This window comes from Streptomyces sp. 840.1 (assembly GCF_003751445.1).
Classification (GTDB): domain Bacteria; phylum Actinomycetota; class Actinomycetes; order Streptomycetales; family Streptomycetaceae; genus Streptomyces.
Genome location: NZ_RJUU01000003.1, coordinates 205,036 through 223,003, shown reverse-complemented (window position 1 = coordinate 223,003; position 17,968 = coordinate 205,036). Strand labels below are relative to the sequence as shown.

General features: G+C 69.8%; 15 protein-coding genes. 4 read left to right on the top strand and 11 right to left on the bottom strand.

Annotated elements, in window-relative coordinates; genetic code table 11:
• Window positions 1-5 precede the first annotated feature (5 nt).
• Window positions 6-2,240: an MMPL family transporter gene (locus EDD93_RS33515; protein ID WP_123529774.1), complete on the bottom strand. Its 2,235-nt coding sequence runs from the start codon at window positions 2,238-2,240 to the stop codon at window positions 6-8.
• Window positions 2,241-2,863: 623 nt separating this feature from the next.
• Here EDD93_RS33515 and EDD93_RS33510 point away from each other — a divergent pair.
• From EDD93_RS33510 to EDD93_RS33500, 3 genes are read left to right on the top strand one after another with little or no spacing between them, the layout of a single operon-like run.
• Entirely contained in the window at window positions 2,864-4,360 is a 1,497-nt protein-coding gene (locus EDD93_RS33510; protein ID WP_260256069.1) for a CDP-glycerol glycerophosphotransferase family protein, read from the top strand.
• 3 nt (window positions 4,361-4,363) lie between these two features.
• Entirely contained in the window at window positions 4,364-5,080 is a 717-nt protein-coding gene (locus tag EDD93_RS33505; RefSeq protein ID WP_123529770.1) for a 2-C-methyl-D-erythritol 4-phosphate cytidylyltransferase, read from the top strand.
• Between the two features lie 29 nt (window positions 5,081-5,109).
• Window positions 5,110-6,150 carry an NAD-dependent epimerase/dehydratase family protein gene (locus EDD93_RS33500; protein WP_260256068.1) on the top strand — a complete coding sequence of 347 codons (1,041 nt, stop codon included), beginning with the start codon at window positions 5,110-5,112 and terminating at the stop codon, window positions 6,148-6,150.
• A gap of 104 nt (window positions 6,151-6,254) precedes the next feature.
• Here EDD93_RS33500 and EDD93_RS33495 read toward each other — a convergent pair whose 3' ends face one another.
• From EDD93_RS33495 to EDD93_RS33485, 3 genes are all read right to left on the bottom strand, one after another.
• The gene (locus tag EDD93_RS33495) at window positions 6,255-7,064 is read right to left on the bottom strand and encodes an acyltransferase (RefSeq protein ID WP_123529766.1); all 810 of its coding nucleotides are present in this window, start codon (window positions 7,062-7,064) and stop codon (window positions 6,255-6,257) included.
• 170 nt (window positions 7,065-7,234) lie between these two features.
• On the bottom strand, window positions 7,235-8,377 hold the full coding sequence (locus EDD93_RS33490) for a glycoside hydrolase family 3 N-terminal domain-containing protein (RefSeq protein WP_123529764.1): 1,143 nt from the start codon (window positions 8,375-8,377) through the stop codon (window positions 7,235-7,237).
• A 113-nt stretch (window positions 8,378-8,490) separates the two neighbouring features.
• Window positions 8,491-9,375, bottom strand: coding sequence for a GH25 family lysozyme (locus EDD93_RS33485; protein ID WP_123529762.1), 885 nt, complete (start codon window positions 9,373-9,375; stop codon window positions 8,491-8,493).
• Window positions 9,376-9,679: 304 nt separating this feature from the next.
• On the opposite strand from EDD93_RS33485, the gene EDD93_RS33480 reads away from it, so the two are divergent.
• Complete coding sequence (locus EDD93_RS33480; protein WP_123529760.1) at window positions 9,680-10,129, top strand: spore-associated protein; 450 nt, start codon at window positions 9,680-9,682, stop codon at window positions 10,127-10,129.
• Between the two features lie 5 nt (window positions 10,130-10,134).
• Here EDD93_RS33480 and EDD93_RS33475 read toward each other — a convergent pair whose 3' ends face one another.
• The 7 genes from EDD93_RS33475 to EDD93_RS33445 form a co-directional block, all read right to left on the bottom strand.
• Entirely contained in the window at window positions 10,135-10,524 is a 390-nt protein-coding gene (locus EDD93_RS33475; RefSeq protein WP_123529758.1) for a hypothetical protein, read from the bottom strand.
• Window positions 10,482-11,450: an NAD-dependent protein deacetylase gene (locus tag EDD93_RS33470; protein ID WP_123529757.1), complete on the bottom strand. Its 969-nt coding sequence runs from the start codon at window positions 11,448-11,450 to the stop codon at window positions 10,482-10,484. Before EDD93_RS33470 ends, EDD93_RS33475 begins: the two co-directional genes overlap by 43 nt.
• Before the next feature lie 74 nt (window positions 11,451-11,524).
• A complete protein-coding gene (locus tag EDD93_RS33465; RefSeq protein ID WP_123529755.1) occupies window positions 11,525-12,568 on the bottom strand; it encodes a hypothetical protein in 1,044 nt (347 codons plus the stop codon).
• Window positions 12,565-14,031, bottom strand: coding sequence for an AMP-binding protein (locus EDD93_RS33460; RefSeq protein ID WP_123529753.1), 1,467 nt, complete (start codon window positions 14,029-14,031; stop codon window positions 12,565-12,567). The genes EDD93_RS33465 and EDD93_RS33460 overlap by 4 nt, the downstream gene beginning before the upstream one ends.
• 349 nt (window positions 14,032-14,380) lie before the next feature.
• The gene (locus EDD93_RS33455) at window positions 14,381-15,034 is read right to left on the bottom strand and encodes a class I SAM-dependent methyltransferase (RefSeq protein ID WP_123531556.1); all 654 of its coding nucleotides are present in this window, start codon (window positions 15,032-15,034) and stop codon (window positions 14,381-14,383) included.
• A 125-nt stretch (window positions 15,035-15,159) separates the two neighbouring features.
• A complete protein-coding gene (locus EDD93_RS33450) occupies window positions 15,160-16,422 on the bottom strand; it encodes a phosphatase PAP2 family protein (RefSeq protein WP_123529752.1) in 1,263 nt (420 codons plus the stop codon).
• Window positions 16,423-16,864: 442 nt separating this feature from the next.
• Window positions 16,865-17,374 carry a DUF4232 domain-containing protein gene (locus tag EDD93_RS33445; protein ID WP_123529750.1) on the bottom strand — a complete coding sequence of 170 codons (510 nt, stop codon included), beginning with the start codon at window positions 17,372-17,374 and terminating at the stop codon, window positions 16,865-16,867.
• Window positions 17,375-17,968: the final 594 nt, after the last annotated feature.

Here is a 17,968-nt window from a genome sequence, read left to right as displayed (position 1 = left end):
CCGCCTCAACCCCGGCCGACGGGAAGCCGCCGCCCCATCGGCGCGTCCCCGGATGCCGGTGCGTGCCCGTTCAGTGCCTCACCCTCGATGTCCACATTCGGCAGCACGCGGCTCAGGATACGGGGCAGCCACCAGGCCCGGTGGCCGAGCAGGGCCAGCACGGCGGGCACGATCGCCAGCCGCACCACGAAGGCGTCGAACAGAACGGCGGCGGCCAGGCCGACCCCCATGGTCTGGATGGTCGGGCTGCTCATTCCGATGAATCCGGCGAACACGCTGATCATGATGACCGCCGCGGCGGCCACCACACGCCCGCTGTGCCGGAAGCCGTTGACGATCGCCTCGCCGGGGGACGCGCCGTGGACGTGGGCCTCGCGCATCCGGCTGAGGAGGAAGACCTCGTAGTCCATGGCGAGGCCGAACACGATCCCGATGACCAGGATCGGCATCAGGGACATGACCGGACCGGTCTGCTCGATGCCGATCAGGTCCGCGCCCCAGCCCCACTGGAAGACGGCGACGAGCACACCGAGCGCGGCGCCCACCGACAGCAGGAATCCGAGCGCGGCCTTGACCGGAACCAGGACGGAGCGGAAGACGACGAGGAGCAGGAGCACCGCCAGGCCGATCACCACGGCGAGGTAGGGGACGAGGGCGTCGGACATGGCTTCGGAGATGTCGATGTTCAGCGCGGTGGCGCCCGTCACCAGGACGCGGGCGTCCGTATCGGCCCCGGCGCCGGAGACCGCGCCCCGGATCGCGTGCACCAGGTCCTTGGTCTCGTCGCTGTTGGGCGCGGTCCGGGGTACGACGGTGAGGACGGCCGTGTCCGCGTTCTCGCTGAGGACCGGATCACCGACCGACGCGACTTCGTCCACCGCCCTTACGGTCCTGATCACCCGGTCCGTGGTGGCCCGGGTGTCCTGGGACCCGGAGGTGTCCACGACCACGGTCAGCGGGCCGTTGAAGCCTGGGCCGAAGCCTTCCGACAGCAGGTCGTAGGCGCGGCGCTCGGTGGTTCGCACCGACTTCGACTCGTCCCCGGGCAGCCCGAGTTCGAGGCCCAGCACCGGCAGGGCGACGGCGCCGAGACCGAGTCCGGCGACCACCAGTACGGGGACCGGCCGGCGCAGCACGAACCGCGCCCAGCGGGTGCCGAGCCCCGGCTTCCCGGCCGCGTCGGCCACCGGGCGGCGGCCGCCTCCTGGCCGCAGCGCCCTGCGGCCGGCGCGCGGCAGCACGCGCCGGCCGAGGAAACCGAACAGCGCGGGCACCAGGGTCAGTGCGACGAGCACGGCGAGGGCCACGGCGCCCGCGCCGCCCATCCCCATCCTGGTCAGCTCGGGGATCCCGACGACCCCCAGTCCGGCCAGGGCGATGAAGACGGTCGCCCCGGCGAAGACGACGGCGGATCCGGCCGTGCCCACCGCCAGGCCCGCGGCTTCCTCCGGCTCGGCGCCACGGGCGCGTTCGTCGCGGAATCGGGAGGTGATGAAGAGCGCGTAGTCGATGCCGACCGCCAGCCCCAGCATCAGCGCCAGGATCGCGACGGTGGAGGTCAGGCCCAGCGGCACGGCCAGCGCGGAGACCAGGCCGAAGGCGATGGCCACGCCCACGAAGGCGGTCAGCAGCGACAGCCCGGCCGTGGCGAGTGACCCGAGGGCGAGGGCCAGTACCACCGCGGCCACCGCCACGCCGATGATCTCCGTCGTGCCGCCCGGCTCCTCCTCCGAGTCCAGGGCCGAGCCGCCGGTCTCCACGGTCAGCCCCGCCTCGCGTGCCTGGCCGACGGCGTCCCGCAGGGCGCCCTTCGCGGCGGCGGTCAGGTCGGCGGCGTCCGCGGTATAGGCGACCGTGGAGTACGCGATGGCGTTGTCCTCGCTGACGGCGCCGCTCTCGAAGGGGTCGGTGGCCGACGCGATCTGACCGCCGCCGTCCAGGGAGCCGAGCGCGGCCTCGACGGCTGCCCTGTTCTCCCCGGCCGTCACCCGCTGCCCGTCCGGGGCCCGGAAGACCAGACGGGCCTCGGCACCCTGGGAACTGTTCTGCGGAAAGCGCTCGTCCAGCAGGTCGAACGCCTTCTGTGACTCGGTCCCGGGCATGGAGAGGTCCTCCTCCTGCCCGGCCGGCGCCACGGCGGCCGCGACCCCGGCCAGCACCAGGGCGCTCAGCCAGAGCCCGGCCACGAGCCGGCGCCGCCGGAAGGCCCACCGTCCGATCCTGTAAAGGGTTGTTGCCACCTGTTGATCACTCCAGACACCGAGAGGCAAGGGGAATGCGCGTGATGTGCGCGCTTCCCACACTTCCCTCCGGCGCCCCGCCGGTCATCGTGCCGCGACCCTGTCCTGTTCTGGTGCAACCGGAGCGGTCGCTCGCGCGTCCTAGTACGTGCGCACCACAGGCCCGCCGGGTTCGACGGGGCTTCGCACGGAGTGACGGACGGGCTTGCCGGCGCTCGGGCCCCGTCCGGGCCATGCCCTGCGGGAGGCCCCGACGGGCACACTCGACCGCAGCACCGCATGACGGGCCCAACTTGGGGCTCGTGTGACTCGGTAAGCTATGCTCCGGCAATCGTCTCACCTGGCGCTGGCAGGCTCTGTGGCCGTCGCACATGCCTCGTAGAAGGCGTAACGGTTCACAAATTGGAAGGACGACGATGGCGCGTTGCTCAATAGCGACGATTTCCTGGGAGCGTGTGCACCTCAGTCTCGTTGTGGAGGTCTCGGACTTTACTGGGGATGCTAGTGCTCTCAGCTTCCTGATTGTTGACAACGGGCGCGAATTCCCGGTTAACTCTCGGCAAATCGACGCCGAACAGCACCGCTTGGATATCAACGTCACCAACTTTCAGGATCGGCGTCAAGTGCCCAACGGCACATGGCGGATCGTTCCGGTCCTCGGTGACGAGCGTCTGCCGGGGGCCACTTTCGACCTCAAGGCGACGGACCGGCTCGACGTCAGTTCCCGGGTCTTCCTCTACGACCGCAACCGCTCGGTGTACGTCATTTCGTTCGGTCTTTCGGACGACGACGAGAGTCCCGAGTTCCTCATGCGGACATACCAGTTGTTCCGCGGAGGCGGCGGGGGCAAGAGCAAGACGAAGAAGCCCATACGCAAGCGAATAGCACTGAAGGTGCTTCCGCGAGCCCGGCGACGCAAGCTCGCCAACCGCTTCTACTGGGCCGCCCGCCGGCTGAACCCGCCGCGTGGGAACAAGATTCTCTTCGCCTCGGAAATGCGCACCGGCCTCGGTGGCAACCTGGCGCGGGTCCACGACCGGATGATCGAGCGGGATCTCGACAAGAAGTACAAGTTCAACCACTCGTTCCGAATACCGTCGACGGCGAACAAGTGGAGCACGCTCCGCCTCATCTATCTGCTCGCCACGTCGGACACCGTGCTGATGGACGACTACTTCGGGCTTCTCGGCAACCTGACCATTTCGCCGGAAACCAAGATAATTCAGCTCTGGCACGCCGGAAGCGGTTTCAAGGCGGTCGGCTACAGCAGGTTCGGAAAGTACGGCTCGCCGAAGCTGTCCAACGCCCACCGCAAGTACACCTACGTCATCACCGGGTCCAAGCACCTGGTGCCGGTGTACGCCGAGGCGTTCGGTGTCGAGGAGACGGCAGTCGTGCCGACCGGCCTTCCGCGTATCGACACCTTCCTCAACGAGGAGCACTCCCAGAAGGTCACGGACGACTTCTTCGCGTCCTACCCGCAGTTCCGGGGCAAGAAGATCGTGCTGTTCGCGCCGACCTTCCGCGGGAAGAGCATCAGCGACGCGCACTACGACTACGACCGCATCGACTTCGAGAAGCTCCACGAGGTCTGCGGCGAGAAGTACGTCGTGCTCTTCCGGATGCACCACTTCATCTCGGAGCCCCCGCCGATCCCCGCCGAGTACTCGGACCGGCTGATCGACTTCGCGTCGTTCCCCGACACGAACGACCTGCTGCACGTGACCGACGTGCTCGTCACCGACTACTCGTCGGTCATCTACGAGTACACGCTGCTCGACAAGCCGATCCTGTTCTACGCGTACGACAAGGACACGTACTCGGTGATCCGCGGGTTCCACCGCGACTACGACAGCGTCGCCCCCGGCAAGATCTGCGTGACCTTCGACGACCTGCTCAAGGCCCTGCAGGACGAGGACTTCGACCTCTCCAAGGTCGAGGAGTTCCGGCGGGAGAACTTCGACTACGTCGACACCAACTCGGCGGACCGCGTGATCGACTGGCTGGTCGTCGGAGATCACGGAGGCCGTGAAACAGGTGGTCAGCACCAGTGGCTGGACACCGTCCCGGACAACACCGCGGTGGGCGACCAGCCGCTCAGCGACCAGTCGGAGGAATGACCTGTGAACGTTGCCCTGCTTTTCGCCGGCGGCATTGGTTCGAGGATGAACAGCCGTGCTCTCCCCAAGCAGTTCCTGGAGATCCACGGCAAGCCGATCATCATCCACACCCTTGAGCACTTCGAGGCGCACCCCGAGATAGACGGCATAGCCATCGCGATACTCCCCGAGTACCGCGAACTGATGGAGAAGCTCCTCAAGCGGTACGAGATCCAGAAGGTCAAGTGGATCATCGACGGCGGGAAGACCGGTCAGGAGTCGCGGCACAACGCGCTCAGGACGGTCGCCGAGGAGTGCCCCGACGACACCGTCGTGCTCGTGCACGACGGCGTACGGCCGCTGATCGACGCCAAGCTGATCACCGCCAACATCGAGACGGTCCGCGAGCACGGCTCGGCCATCACCTGCACCAAGTTCAACGAGACCGTGGTGTCGAGTGAGTACGAGCACATCGACGACGTGATCCCGCGCGACCACATCTACGCCGCGCAGGCCCCGCAGAGCTTCCGGCTCGGCGAGATCCTCTCCCTGTACGACCGGGCGGTCGAGGAGGGCGAGCACGACACCATCGACTCCTGCTCCCTCATGCACCGCTACGGGCGCAAGATCTACCGGGTGGTCGGCCCCCGCTCGAACATCAAGATCACGACGTCCGAGGACTTCTACCTGTGCCGGACGTTCTTCGAGATTCTCGAAAACCAGCAGATCGTGGGTACGTGATTCCATTGACCACCGTTTCCAGTCCCGTCGTGGCGCACGACCTCGACGAGATCCTCGACCGTGACCTGCCGTGGGGCGAGCTCTCCGGCCGCACCGTGCTGGTCACCGGTGCGAGCGGCATGCTGCCGTCGTACGTCGTCTACACGCTGCTCGCACTGAACGACCGGCACGGCGCGGGCATCACCGTGCACGGCCTGGTGCGCAACGAGGAGAAGGCCCGGCTGCTGCTGGCGGACGTCCTGGACCGCCCGGACTTCAACCTGGTCGTCCAGGACGTCTCGGCCCCGCTCGAACTGCCGGGCCCCGTCGACTACGTGATCCACGGGGCGAGCGCGGCACGGCCCGCCCTGCACGGCAGCCAGCCCGTCATGACGATCAAGGCGAACCTGCTGGGCACCTTCAACCTTCTCGACCTCTGTGTCGAGAAGGCCAGCCGGGGATTCGTGCTGATGTCCTCGGCGGAGGTCTACGGGGCCCAGCCCCCGGAGACCGAACTGATCGACGAGCAGAGCTACGGCGGCTTCGACATCCTCAACCCCCGGGCCTGCTACGCCGAGGGCAAGCGCGCCGCCGAGACGATCTGCGCGACCTACCAGGCGCAGTACGGCATCGACAGCCGCGCCGTCAGGTTCGGTCACGTCTACGGGCCGGGGATGGCCCTCGACGACGGACGCGTGCAGGCCGACTTCGCGGCGAACGTCGTGGCCGGCAAGGACATCGTGCTGAACAGCGACGGTTCCGGCGTACGGACCTACACCTACGTGGCCGACGCCATCGCGGGACTGTTCTACGCCCTGCTCCGTGGCGACCAGGTGGCCTACAACGTCGCGGACCCGGCCGGGCTGGTCTCGATCCGGCGGCTGGCCGAGCTGTTCACCCAGGTACGCCCGGAGCGCGGGCAGCAGCTCCGCTTCACCAACGAGTCCGACGCACGCGCCTACAGCCTGACCAAGAAGCAGGGGCTGGACAGCGCACGGCTCGCCGCACTCGGCTGGAGCGCGGTCGTCGATCTGCCGACCGGGCTCAACCGCATGGTGACGCACCTCGAGACGAGCGCCCCGGCGCTCTAGCGAATCCGTACACCGCGCGTACGCGAAACGGCCTCGGCCCCGGACTTCCGTCCGGGGCCGAGGCCGTTTCGCGCGATGTCACCGAAGCGCGGCGGGTGTGCGCGTCAGGCGGATCGGAACTTCTTGGCCATCCGCCGCACCGGAGCCGGCAGTACCCGGGTCAGCAACCGCCGCTGAGCCTTCGGCTGCTGACGGATGACCGGCTTCCCCGCGACGTCCTCCCCGGAGGTGGGGTTCCAGTACTGCGCGGACTTCTCGCCCTTGCGCGGATACAGCTCGTTGGGGCTGCGGGAAACGACCTCGGGACGCTCCCAGGCGATGTCCCGCCGCACCACCCGCGCAGGCGCTCCCACCGCGATGCAGTTGTTGGGTATGGACGAGGTGACGATGGAGCGGAAGCCGATCACCGAGCCGTTGCCGATGGTGACACCGCCCATCACGACCGCGTGCTTGGCGATCCAGACGTGCTCGCCCACCACGATCGACTGCGACGGGTTCACCCGCTTCTCGGTGTGCACGTCGAAGATCGGGTGGGTGTCGTCGCCGCGCACCTCGATGTTCTTGGCGAACATCACATCGGCACCGATCGTCACCGACACGCCCTCGACGGCGGAGAGGAAGGTGCGGCCGGCACAGCCCACGTTCTCGCCGATCCGGATCCGGGACTCGTGCCCGCAGCGCAGTTCGAAGCGGAGACCTGCGCGCTTCTTCGTGGTCTGCTCGATGTCGATCTGACCGTTGTCCCCGGTGAAGGTGACAAGCAGATCCTTGACGTCAGCCTTGGGGCTGATGACAAGTCTGTTGTTCGATCCCTTGAACCGGATATCGATCTTGGCGTCACGGATCTCGCCGTCATAGACGATCTCGTTTCCCTGATCGTCCTTGTAGCGCTCAAGCTTGTGTACTTGCAGCATCGTGATCTGAGGGGTGTCCTTGCCCGGGTCAGGGTCGGACCTGCCCCTCGTACCTCCGTTCCGGCCTGCGATTCGGCCTAAGCTATCAGGTGACTCTATTACCGGTCCTTGGCCGGACCTTGGCGTGATCGAACCGATAGCGGCCGCGAGATCGGCCGCCGGGCCGGGACTCAGGCCAGGCCGTTCCGGAGCGCCCTGACACGCCCCGCACCCGCGTCGAAAGCGGCTCCGTCGAGAGTGCCCGCCGTCAGCGCCTCGCCCAGCGCGGTCACCGCCGCATCCCCCTGAGCGGCGTCCCGGGCCGAGCACAGGACCAGGTCCATACCGGCCGCCGCGGCCAGGACGGCACGCTGCGCCGTGGAGCCGTAGGCCTTGAGGGCACCGGCCTCCAGGGCGTCGGTGACGGTCACGCCCCGGAAGCCGAGCCGGTCGCGCAGCTCGCCGATCACGGTGGGGGACAGACCGGCGGGCCGGTTCGCGTCCAGTGCCCGGTAGACGGCCCAGGACAGCATGACGAGCTCGGTCCCGGCGGAGATCGCCGCCCGGTACGGCGCCTCGTCGACGCTGCGGAGCGTCGAGGCGGAAGTGGTGAGCGTTACGGGGCCCAGGTCGGTGTTCTGGCTCGCGGAGGCGGGACCGAGGCCGGGGAAGTGCTTGGCGGTGGCCGCGACCCCGGCACCCTGCTGCGCGGTGATGAACGCCGAGCCGCAGGACGCCACCGCGTCCGGGTCCTCGCTGTAGGACCGCTCGTACTGGTCGGTGAAGTCGCCCGCCGTGCGGTACACGTCCAGGACCGGTGCCAGATTGACGTTCATGCCGACGCCCGCGAGGTTCATGCCGGCCCCGGCTCCGGTGAACTCCGCCTGCCCCTCCGGATCCGCAGAGGCACCCACGTCCTTCGCGGACAGCACCGGCTCACCGGGCAGACGGCGCACCATGCCGCCTTCCTGGTCGGTCATCAGGAGCAGCGGGGCGCCCAGGGGGGCATCGGCGTTCGCCGCGTTCATCTCCTGGATGACTCCCTCGATCTGGCTCAGGCTCCTGATGTTCTCCGTGAAGAAGATCACCCCGGCGCTGCGGCCCTCGCTGATCGCGTCCATCAGCCGGGCCGGCGGCGTGAGCCCGGGGTAGGAGTGGATGACACACTGACCGGCGCGCTGCGCCGGGGTCAGGGCGGTGAAGGGGAGGCGCGCGCTCTCCGGCAGGCGCACGGCCGCTTCCGTACGGCCTGCCAATCCCAGTCCTCCCGCCAGGGCAGCGGTTCCGGCGAACAGGGCGCCGCGCCTGCTGATCGGCCGTGGTGTCGAGCTCATGCGTCTCTCCTTCGCGAGATCTCGCCCGGCCGGGCCCGGCCGGGCCACCTGCCTGAGCCGGCCCCGGGGGGGCGGTCACCGCGCCCGCGGTCACCGCACCCCGGGGTCCGCCCTCACGGCGTGTTGTTGGCGAGGGCCAGCAGGCGGGAGCGGTCACCGCTGAACCGGTCGCGGTCGACGTTCCCGGAGATGCCGCTGACCGAGCCGGTCGACGTGTACTGCCAGACCGTCCAGAAGGGGAAGCCCGTCGGGATGCTGGGGCTGCCGGCGGAGGTCCAGTGGGCCACCCACAGCGGACTCCTGGCGGACATCCCGCTCCAGCCGCCGGTGCACGAGTTCCACCAGCTGGGGCTGGTGTAGATGACGACGTCACGGCCGGTGCGCGCCTTGTACGTGTTGTAGAAGTCGAGGATCCAGGACTGCATCGCGGCGGGCGTCTTGCCGTAGCAGGTGCCCTCGATGTCCAGTACGCCGGGGAGCGTCAGGTTGTCGCGGGACCAGGCGCCGCCGTTGTCGGCGAAGAAGTTCGCCTGCGCCGCGCCGCCGGACACGTCGGGACGCCCGTAGTGGTACGCGCCCCGGATCACCCCGGCGTTGTAGGCGCCCAGGTAGTTGGTGCTGAAGGTCGGGTCCTTGTACGTGGTGCCCTCGGTCGCCTTCATCCAGGCGAACTCGATGCCCGCGCCGCGCACCGAGGTCCAGTTGATGCTGCCCTGGTAGCTGGAGACGTCCATCCCCACGGGGTTCGCCAGGAGGTTTGCGTCCGGCTCCGAGCCGAGGCCCAGCTGCCGGGTGTCCGGCTTGAAGTCCTTGCTGTCCTGGACGTATCCCACGCCCATGTAGCCCTTGCCCAGCGGCACGGTGCTGTCGGAGGGCAGCGGCGCCGAGGCGGCGGTGCCCGACATCAGACTGAGCGTCAGCGCCGCGCTCATGCCGAGGACACCGGCCACGGTGAGTCTTGGCTGCGCGGACTTGAGGGAGAGGCGGTGGGGAAGCATGGATTCCTCCTGCTCGGTGGGGGGGAGAGGTGCAGAGGATCTACGCGCGTCCACATGACGCGAACACGACACAGTGAGCCACAGGGGGGTGCGGATGGTAAATAGTTTTCCGATTCATTAGTGGTCTAGACCTTTATCCGCTCCGGTGAGCTGCGGAAACGGACCGGTCCCGGCGGAACTTTCTCCGAGTGGTGTCGAACGCCAGTGCTTCGGCATCTGCGGGTGGATCCGGCACAACCATCCTTGTCGTTCGAGGGTCACATCAAGTGGGAGTAATCCGCTCTCGGAACCACAAGGGGGATATATGCGAAGCGTACGTAATGTCGCGACTGTCGGGGCGTTGGCCACGCTGGTACTGGGCACCACCGCTGTGCTCAGCACGACCGCGTCGGCCGCACCCAACGTCACACCGCAGGGGGTCTGCGGCAGCGCCTACAAGACTGTGAACTCGGCACCCGTCGGCTCGCAGGGCACCGTCTACCTGACCTACAACTCCGTGAACGGCAAGAACTGCGTCGCGACCATCCGTGCCAACCCCGGCACGGCCAAGAGCATGTCCACGTCCGTCTACGTCCCCGACACCGACGAGTGGGCCGGAGACTCCGGCAACTACACGTCCTACGCGGGGCCCGGCTACGTCTACGGCCGTGGCCACTGCGTGAGCTGGGGCGGCAGCATCGGCAACGTGTACGTGTCGGTGGAGAACTCCAACTGCGCGAAGTTGAAGGAGCACCGGGTCACCGAGGTCCGCTGATCCGGTCAGCGGCAGTCCGGTGAAGCGCCCTCGGCACGGGCGACCTTGCGGGCCCACATGACCAGGGGAATCTGCAGGGGCAACCGGCCGAGGGTCGCGGCCCTCGACAGGGCGGGGCGGTTCCGCGCGTCGAGGGCCATCTGCACGTTGGCGGGAAAGACGGCGACGAAGAATCCGGCGGTCGCGCGGGCCGCGACGCGCCGCGTCCGGGGGTGGACGAGCCCGGCGGCGAGCGCGAACTCGACCACCCCGCTCCCGTACGTCCACGCACGCGCCGGACCGGGCAGCGCCCTCGGCACGGTCCCGTCGAACACCTTCGGCGCCGCCAGGTGGAGAGCCCCGGCCCCGGCCATCAGCCCGGCGAGGAGGAAGGGGGAGCGGTTCGTCCGGGACATGGATCTCCTTCGATGGCAGGTTCGCTGTACGCCGCCCTGCCGTCGTCGACGGGGACGCCCATCCGGCCGGCCACAGCGGTGAGCGCGTCTCCCAGCGGGAGCGCGACACGGGTGACGGCGTGCCGGTCGCCCCTGGTGGGGTCCCGGTTGACGATCAGTACCGGCGTACCGGCCTGGTCCGCCTGGCGGACGAACCGGAGCCCGGACATCACCGTCAGCGAGGAGCCCAGGACCAGCAGCGAGGAGGCCTCGCGGACCAGTTCGCGGCAGTGCTCGACCCGCCGGGGCGGCACGGCCTCGCCGAAGAACACCACGTCCGGTTTGAGGACCCCGTCGCAGACCGTGCACGGCACCACCCGGAAGTCCCCGACCTGTTCGTCGGTGAGGTCGGCGTCGCCGTCCGGGTTGATCGCGGCGGCCACCGGCCCGAAGCCCGGGTTGGCCTCCTCCAGCCGGCGGGCGAGGTCGCGGCGAGAGCTGATCGTGCCGCAGGAGAGGCAGACGACCCGGTCCAGGCTTCCGTGGAGTTCCACCACGCCCTCGCTGCCGGCTGACTGGTGCAGGCCGTCGACGTTCTGGGTGATCAGCCCGGACAGCAGGCCCTGCCGCCCGAACGCGGCCACCGCCCGGTGTCCCGCGTTGGGCCGGGCCCGGCCGAAGGTGCGCCAGCCGAGGTGGCTGCGCGCCCAGTACCTGCGCCTGGCCTGGGCGCTCGCGGTGAAGTCCTGATACGTCATCGGGGTGTGCCGGCTCAGGCTCCCGCCCTCGCCCCGGTAGTCGGGGATGCCCGACTCCGTGGAGATCCCGGCCCCGCTGAGCACCAGCACACCGCCTGCGCCCAGCGCATCGGTGATCGGCTCCAGGGCGGTGGTGGCGGGCGGCAGGTCCCCGGTGGGGGCCCAGCTCAGAGTGGGGCGCATGCGCATGCCTCAAGAGTACGTAACGGGCCTCGGCCACCCGCCCGCGCCGTCGAGCCAAGGCGAGCCCGGGTAGAAACCGGTCACGCCTGTCGCACCACGGGCACCGAAGCGCAGCCGCGGAGCCGCGCGTCCCTACGTGCCAGGCCCGGCGACGCACCGGCTCCCACCACCCGGCCGTCCAGGACCGCGAGCCAGCCACCCTCCGGCAGGCCGGCGCCCACCCCATCGGCATCGGCCGGTTCGAGGGCCTTGAGCAACTCCGGGTCGGGGTCCGTCGGAGCGGCGGCGGCCGCAGCCACCGGGGTTCCCGCGCGCCACTCGGCGACGGTCCGCTCGGCTCCACGGGCCCGCACCCACAGCACGTGCTGGAGCACGATCAGCGGACCGAGTGCCGTGAGCAGCGGAAACGCCCCGCTCAGCGCCCCGAGGGCGAACAGCGCACTGACCGCGGCGGACACCGCCAGACCGATTCCGGCCGCGAGGAGACCGGCGGCCCGTCCGAAGGCCTTCACCGCCACCAGCGGGAAGAGCACCAGGAGCAGCAGGTCACCCAGGCCGAGTGCCACCGGCGGATCGCCCCGCGTGACGGCCAGCAACGGGGCGAACGGCAGCCCCATGACCTGGGCGGCGAACCGGTCCATGACCGAGGTGAGCCCCGTCGCCACCAGGTCGTAGCAGGCGAGCGCGCCCGCGAACCACGCGGTATGGGCCGAGCGCATACCGCTCTGCGCCCACATGTTGGCCACCCCCACGACGGCGATCGCGAGCAGCACGTCGGTGAGCACCATCACGGCGAGCGTCCGGCCGGCGAACGCGCACCCGGCCGTGGCCGCGACCGAGCCCAGCGCCACCGCCCAGGCCCGGCCCCCGCCGGACAGGGGCGCGAGGGTGAACTGGAGCGCCGAGCACAGGACCAGCCCGAACGCGACGGCCACCGCGGCGCGAGGCAGTTCCAGATAGACCAGGGGGGCGGCCACGACCACGACGGACACCACGGCGACATCGGGCAGCTCGTAGCGGCCGACCGGCGGGCGCGGCATCCGGATCCGGCCGAAGTAGGCGGCGCCCGCCGCCGTGATCGCGGCGACGCAGACGTTGAGGCCCACCAGGGCGACGGCGCTCACGCCGGGCTCACGACGCGTACCTCGGCGGGGCGGACCGCCTCGAAGGTGCGCTCGCGCAGATCGGCGCGGACCGGGCCGGTCGGTGGCATGGAGCCCGGGTCGTCATGGAGCACGACGGCGTCCAGCGCGAGACCTGCGGCGGTGGCCCGTTCCTCCAGCCGTCCCAGCAGACCGGCGGCGGGCAGCCGGCGGACCAGGACGTGCAGGCGCGGGCCGGGGGAGCCGTCCACCAGGGCGTAGCGCGCGGGCAGCGGGATGTCCGGCTCCGCCTCCAGCAGGTTCAGCACCGACCAGGTGGTGATCTCGCGGCTCAGCGGACCCGTCCAGCGGCCGAGTACCGGCGAGGTCGCGGGCAGGTGGGCCAGTTCGCACTCCGGCGCGCTCAGGGGGAGCCGCACGAGGTCGCCCGTCGCATAGCGCAGGAGCAGGGTGCAGTCCCGGTAGGGGACGTACGGGGTCTGCACGATGATGCCGACGGCGCCCGGGGGCGTCGCCGCGTGGGTCACGGGGTCGAGTATCTCCAGATGCCCGAACTCGGTGGTGTGGTGCAGATGCCCCTCGGTGCACGGCGTCCCGCCCGACGGCACGGTCTCGGTCATCATGTACGAGGTGGAGACCTTCGCGCCGAGCGCCGCCGACGCCCGCTCCCTCAGCGGATCGGAGAGCACCTCGCCGCCGACGCCGATGGACTCCAGCCCGAAGTCCGCCGGCTGCCGGCCGCCCCGTTCCGCCTCCTCGACGAGAGCCGAGAGGTAGGAGGCGGAGACGGTCAGGTGAGTGATCTGCGGTGCCTTGCCGCGCAGCCCGAGCGGGGTGGCCAGCCGGTCGAGCGCGACCGCAGGGTCCACGGTGCCGATCTGGACGAACGAAGCGCCGATCCGGGTCACCGACTCCGCCACGTTGAGCAGGGGCAGCGTCGCCCGCGAGCACCCCGCGTACGCGACGGTGTGACGGGGGCGCAGGCCCAGGCCGAGGACGACGGAGACCGTGCTCATGGCCACCGCGATCTCCACCTCGGCCCGGGAGTACCAGACGGTGGTGGGGGTGCCGCTCGTCCCTGTGGTGAGCGCCATCAGCGCGGGAGTGGAGGCGGCGGAGACGAAGGCCGCGGGCAGGCCGCGCAGGGCGGCCTTCGGTGTGACCGGCACCTGGTCCCAGGTGCCCGGGGTGAGGGCGCCGGGGTCGAGCGCCAGGCTGTCGAACGTCCGGCGGTAGTACGCCGTGTGCCGGGCCGCGGCCCGCGCTGTCGCCCGCAGGCTGCGCTCGGTCACGGTCCGCCGTACGTCGGGGTCGACGGCCCCGGCCCGGCCGGGCAGCAGCGCCGAGTCGGCGCCCGGCTCGCCGAACTCCGCGAGGGTTGCGACCAGGTCCCGGGCGATGCGCTCCAGGTCCTGCGGGCGGATACGGCGGTTGCGCAGGATCGCCGCGCCGTACCGGAGCTGGCTGAGCGCGGTTGCGAACAAGGGAGCCTCCTGACGCCTGGACCGGGCTGAACTCCCGGTCCAGGCCGGGGCTGATCCGTCAGACCATGCTGGCGAACATCGCCGCCGTGAGAGTGCTGAAGGCGTACTTGATGTAGTGCTTGACCATGGTGGATCTCCCTTCTCGGGGCCGCCCCTCAGGGCAGCTGGGCTCCATGTGGCGCACTCCCGGCCGAGGGCGGCCGATCGATGAACGAGACATTAGAGGAGGTGAGTTGATGACTCAACAGATCCTTCCGACTTGGCTGTCCCACAGCGGAAATTCCCCGCCCCCACCCGGAGATCACCCCTGAACCGTCCCGTTCGAGGGCCCGTTCCCCGGCGGGTTTCCCTATCGGGCATCAGGGCGGCGGCGCGCGAGGAGGAGACCGCCCAGCCTGCTCTCGGCCGAGGTGAGTGTCCGCTGCGTCCCGACGTCGAACCCGGCGTCGTCGAGCCGGGCGGCCAGCCGGTCCGGCAGGCGGCGATGGACGTAGACGTTCATCGGGTGTCCGCCGTACCCCTCGGTCTTCAGCTTCCGCTCGTCCCCGACGTGGAAGCTGAGCAGCAGCGGCCCACCGGGCCGCAGTACGCGATGGAAGTGCGCCAGGACCGAACCGATCTCCTCGTCGGGGACGTGGATGAGCGAGTACCAGGCGACCAGGCCGGCCACTGAGGCGTCGGTGAGAGCGAGTTCCGTCATGGACCCGGGTTCGAACCGCAGGCCGGGATGGTCACGCCGGGCCACCGCGATCATCCCGGGGGAGAGGTCGATGCCGAACGCGTCCACGCCCAGTCCGTGCAGGTGGGCCGTGATCCTTCCGGGCCCGCACCCCACGTCCGCGACCGGACCCCCGCCGTTCTCGCGGACCAGACCGGCGAACAGCGCCAGCACGGCGCGTTCCTCGGGTGTGTCGTCCAGCAGGTTCCGCACCTGGTCCGCGTAGCTGTCGGCCACGGTGTCGTAGGACGCCCGGGTGTCCGCCAGCCAGTTGCCGGTGTTCAGTTCGATTTCCACGGGCGCAGGCTAACCAAGCGCGCCGGCAGGGACCGAGCGGCCCCGCATCCGCAGTGGCCTCCGGTGAGCTCCGCCCCGTCCGAGGGGCGGAACTCACCCGGCGGTTCACCGACTCAGACCGGTTCGGGCAGTGGTTCCGGCTGCCGCACCGGGGCGGTCTTCGGTTCCCACTGCTCGGTCGTCCGTACGTAGCCGTGGATCACCGAGGCCATCGCCAGGAGGAGAAGCGGGCCGAACACCCAGGGATGGTGGGCCATCTGCATCGACAGGAAGCGGTAGGAGAGCAGGAGCGCGGTGAACACGCCGACTCCGTAGGCGACGAGCTTGACGCCCGCCCGGTCCCATCCTCGGTCGAACGTGCGCAGACCCGCCTCGATCGTGAGGGTGAACACCACACCGGCGATGATGTCCGCGCCGTAGTGGTAGCCGAAGCCCAGGGTCGCGCAGAGTGTGGCCAACAGCCAGAAGGCGCCCGCGTACTGAAGTGTCCGGGGTCCCTTGCGGGAGTGGATGAAGATGCAGGTCGCCCATGCGGTGTGCAGGCTGGGCATGCAGTTGCGCGGGGTGATCTCGTCGAACGACATGTGGTGCGGGGCCATGATCTGCGGCGTCGTGTTCGGCCACAGATTGGACACCGCCCAGTGTCCGCCGTCGGCACCGTAGGCGAAGATCGGTCCGACCACCGGGAAGAGCACGTATATGCCGGGCCCGAGGAGGCCTATGACCAGGAAGGTGCGCACCAGGTGGTGGCCGGGGAAGCGGCGGTCGGCCGCCACGTTGCGCAGCTGGTACAGCGCGACGACGACGGCGGCGACCGCGAGCTGGGTGTAAACGGAGTCGAGGAAGCGGTCCCCGACCGGGCCGGTCGCCTGGACCATCCTGCCCACCAGCCACGACGGGTTGCCCAGCGCGTGATCGGCGGTCGCGACGTACTGGTCGAGCACCGCCGGGCGGGTCTTGGAGGTGATGAGCAGCCAGGTGTCACCTGTCTTGCGGCCGGTCACCAGCAGGAGGCCGAGGCCAACGCCCTTCAGCAGCAGGATTCGTTCCTGGCCCGTGCGGCGTGTGACGGCGATGATCCCGCAGCCCAGAATCACCCACAACGCGCCGTTTCCGAAGGGATGTCCATGGGTCACCCTGGTATCGGTCGCCCAGCGCACCAGCAGAATGATGACGTCGATACCTATCGCGGTGCCCACCGCGATGAACCGCTCCCGCCAGGTGAGCACCACCATCATCAACGCCATACTGGCGTAGAGCAGGAAGCCCGACTGGGGCGCGACTATCACCTCTTGCGCCTGGGTGGTCATCGGCCCCGGCAGGCCGTAACGCCTAGCGGCGATCTCCAGGGCGATGAGGAATCCGAGGGTCACCACCGCTGCCGTGCCCCACAGTATCGCCCTGGACCGACGCCACTGGGCGAACGAGGTTCTGCTATTTATTCGCGAAAACACCCGCGATACTATAGGTATCAATTGTTTGGCCGATTTGTTAGATGTTGGTTGAGTACGTCACTCTTCGTCCCGGAAAGCCCGACTTTCCGGTGAATGGCGGGCGATGGGGACGCTCGTCGCGAGTTCGAACATGCTAGCGGAGGCGTGGGGGTGCGTTCGCTGGTCACGGGTGGTGCGCGAGTCGCCGCAGGCATCGGGGCCGGGTGGAGCGCCAACTGTGCGGCCGGGGGCAGGTGTCCGGCCGCGACTTCGGTGGTGAATGCGTGCGGACCCCGGCGGGCCGGAGCGGCCACCGCAAGGAGCCGGCCCCCGCCGGGGGAGGCGGGGGCCGGAAGAGACGGTGGGAGCGAGTGGCCCGGAGGGGTCAGGCGCCGCGCTGGACCGGACCGACGACGGTGCCGGTCGTCACCTTGATCTTGCCCTCGGCGACGGACGTTCCCGGGATCTCCCCGCCCGGAGCCCGCAGCGTGAAGGACGCCTCGTCCGCGACGACGCCGCAGCCGTTGTCGGGAACCTGGATGTCGAAGTGCACCGGGTGCCCCGGCCCGAAGGTCACGGCCGTGCGCTGGTCGCCGTAGTGGCCGGCCCTGACCCTGTTCTGCGCGCCGTGGTCCGAGAACCGCACATCGGTGGGCGAACCGGCGAGGCGGCACGGGTCGTAGCCGCGTGGGGCGGTGAGGGTCACGCGGTAGTGGCGGTGCCCCGCGCTGGCGGGCGCGTTGGTGATCTTCGCGAGGTGGTTGGCCGGACGGCATGCGGAGGGTGCGGCTCCGACGGCCGTCACGGACGCGGCCTGCGCGGTTGCCCCGCCCGTGGCGCCCAACAGCGCGGTGGCGGCGATGGCGACGGCGATCTTCCGGGTGGTACGCATCATGAACCTTCTCTGCTGTACTCGGCGGCCTGCGGGGGCTGCGGGTGATTGCCCGTCAGAAGCGTGGTCACCGGGGCTCCTGACCCGCGCCCTCACGGGGTGGTCCCAGGGCTATCACGGCGGTGCCACCGGTACGTGTAACCCGCACGGGCCGCCGTCCTTCAACCACGCGCGCGGGGGAACGGGGAATTCCCGCACGGTCTCTCGGGGCCCCGCGTCGCCGCTGTTGTCGTGCCCCGCATCGTGGCTATGACCTTGCGCCGTATCGCGGCTATGGTCGTGCTCCGCGAGATCCGTCCCGTGATCTCGGTTCCCGATCTCACCACGACATTTCTGCCGGCGCTGGAGCCGACGCCGACGCGGACCGTGATTCCGTCCCGTCCGCGTCACCATGGACGGCTCCTGGCGGCGGGGGCCGGCTCCCCAGGGTGCCGCTTCCCCGGACCGCCCCACCGTGCAGCGGAAGGTTCGCCGTGACACCGCGGCACTGGTTCCGTCGTCACACCGCACGTCTCCGTCTTGCAGGACGGGGGCTTCGCCATCCGCGACCTGCCGGGACGGGCACCTCCTCCCGCCGCCCGGCCGGTGCGGGGGACT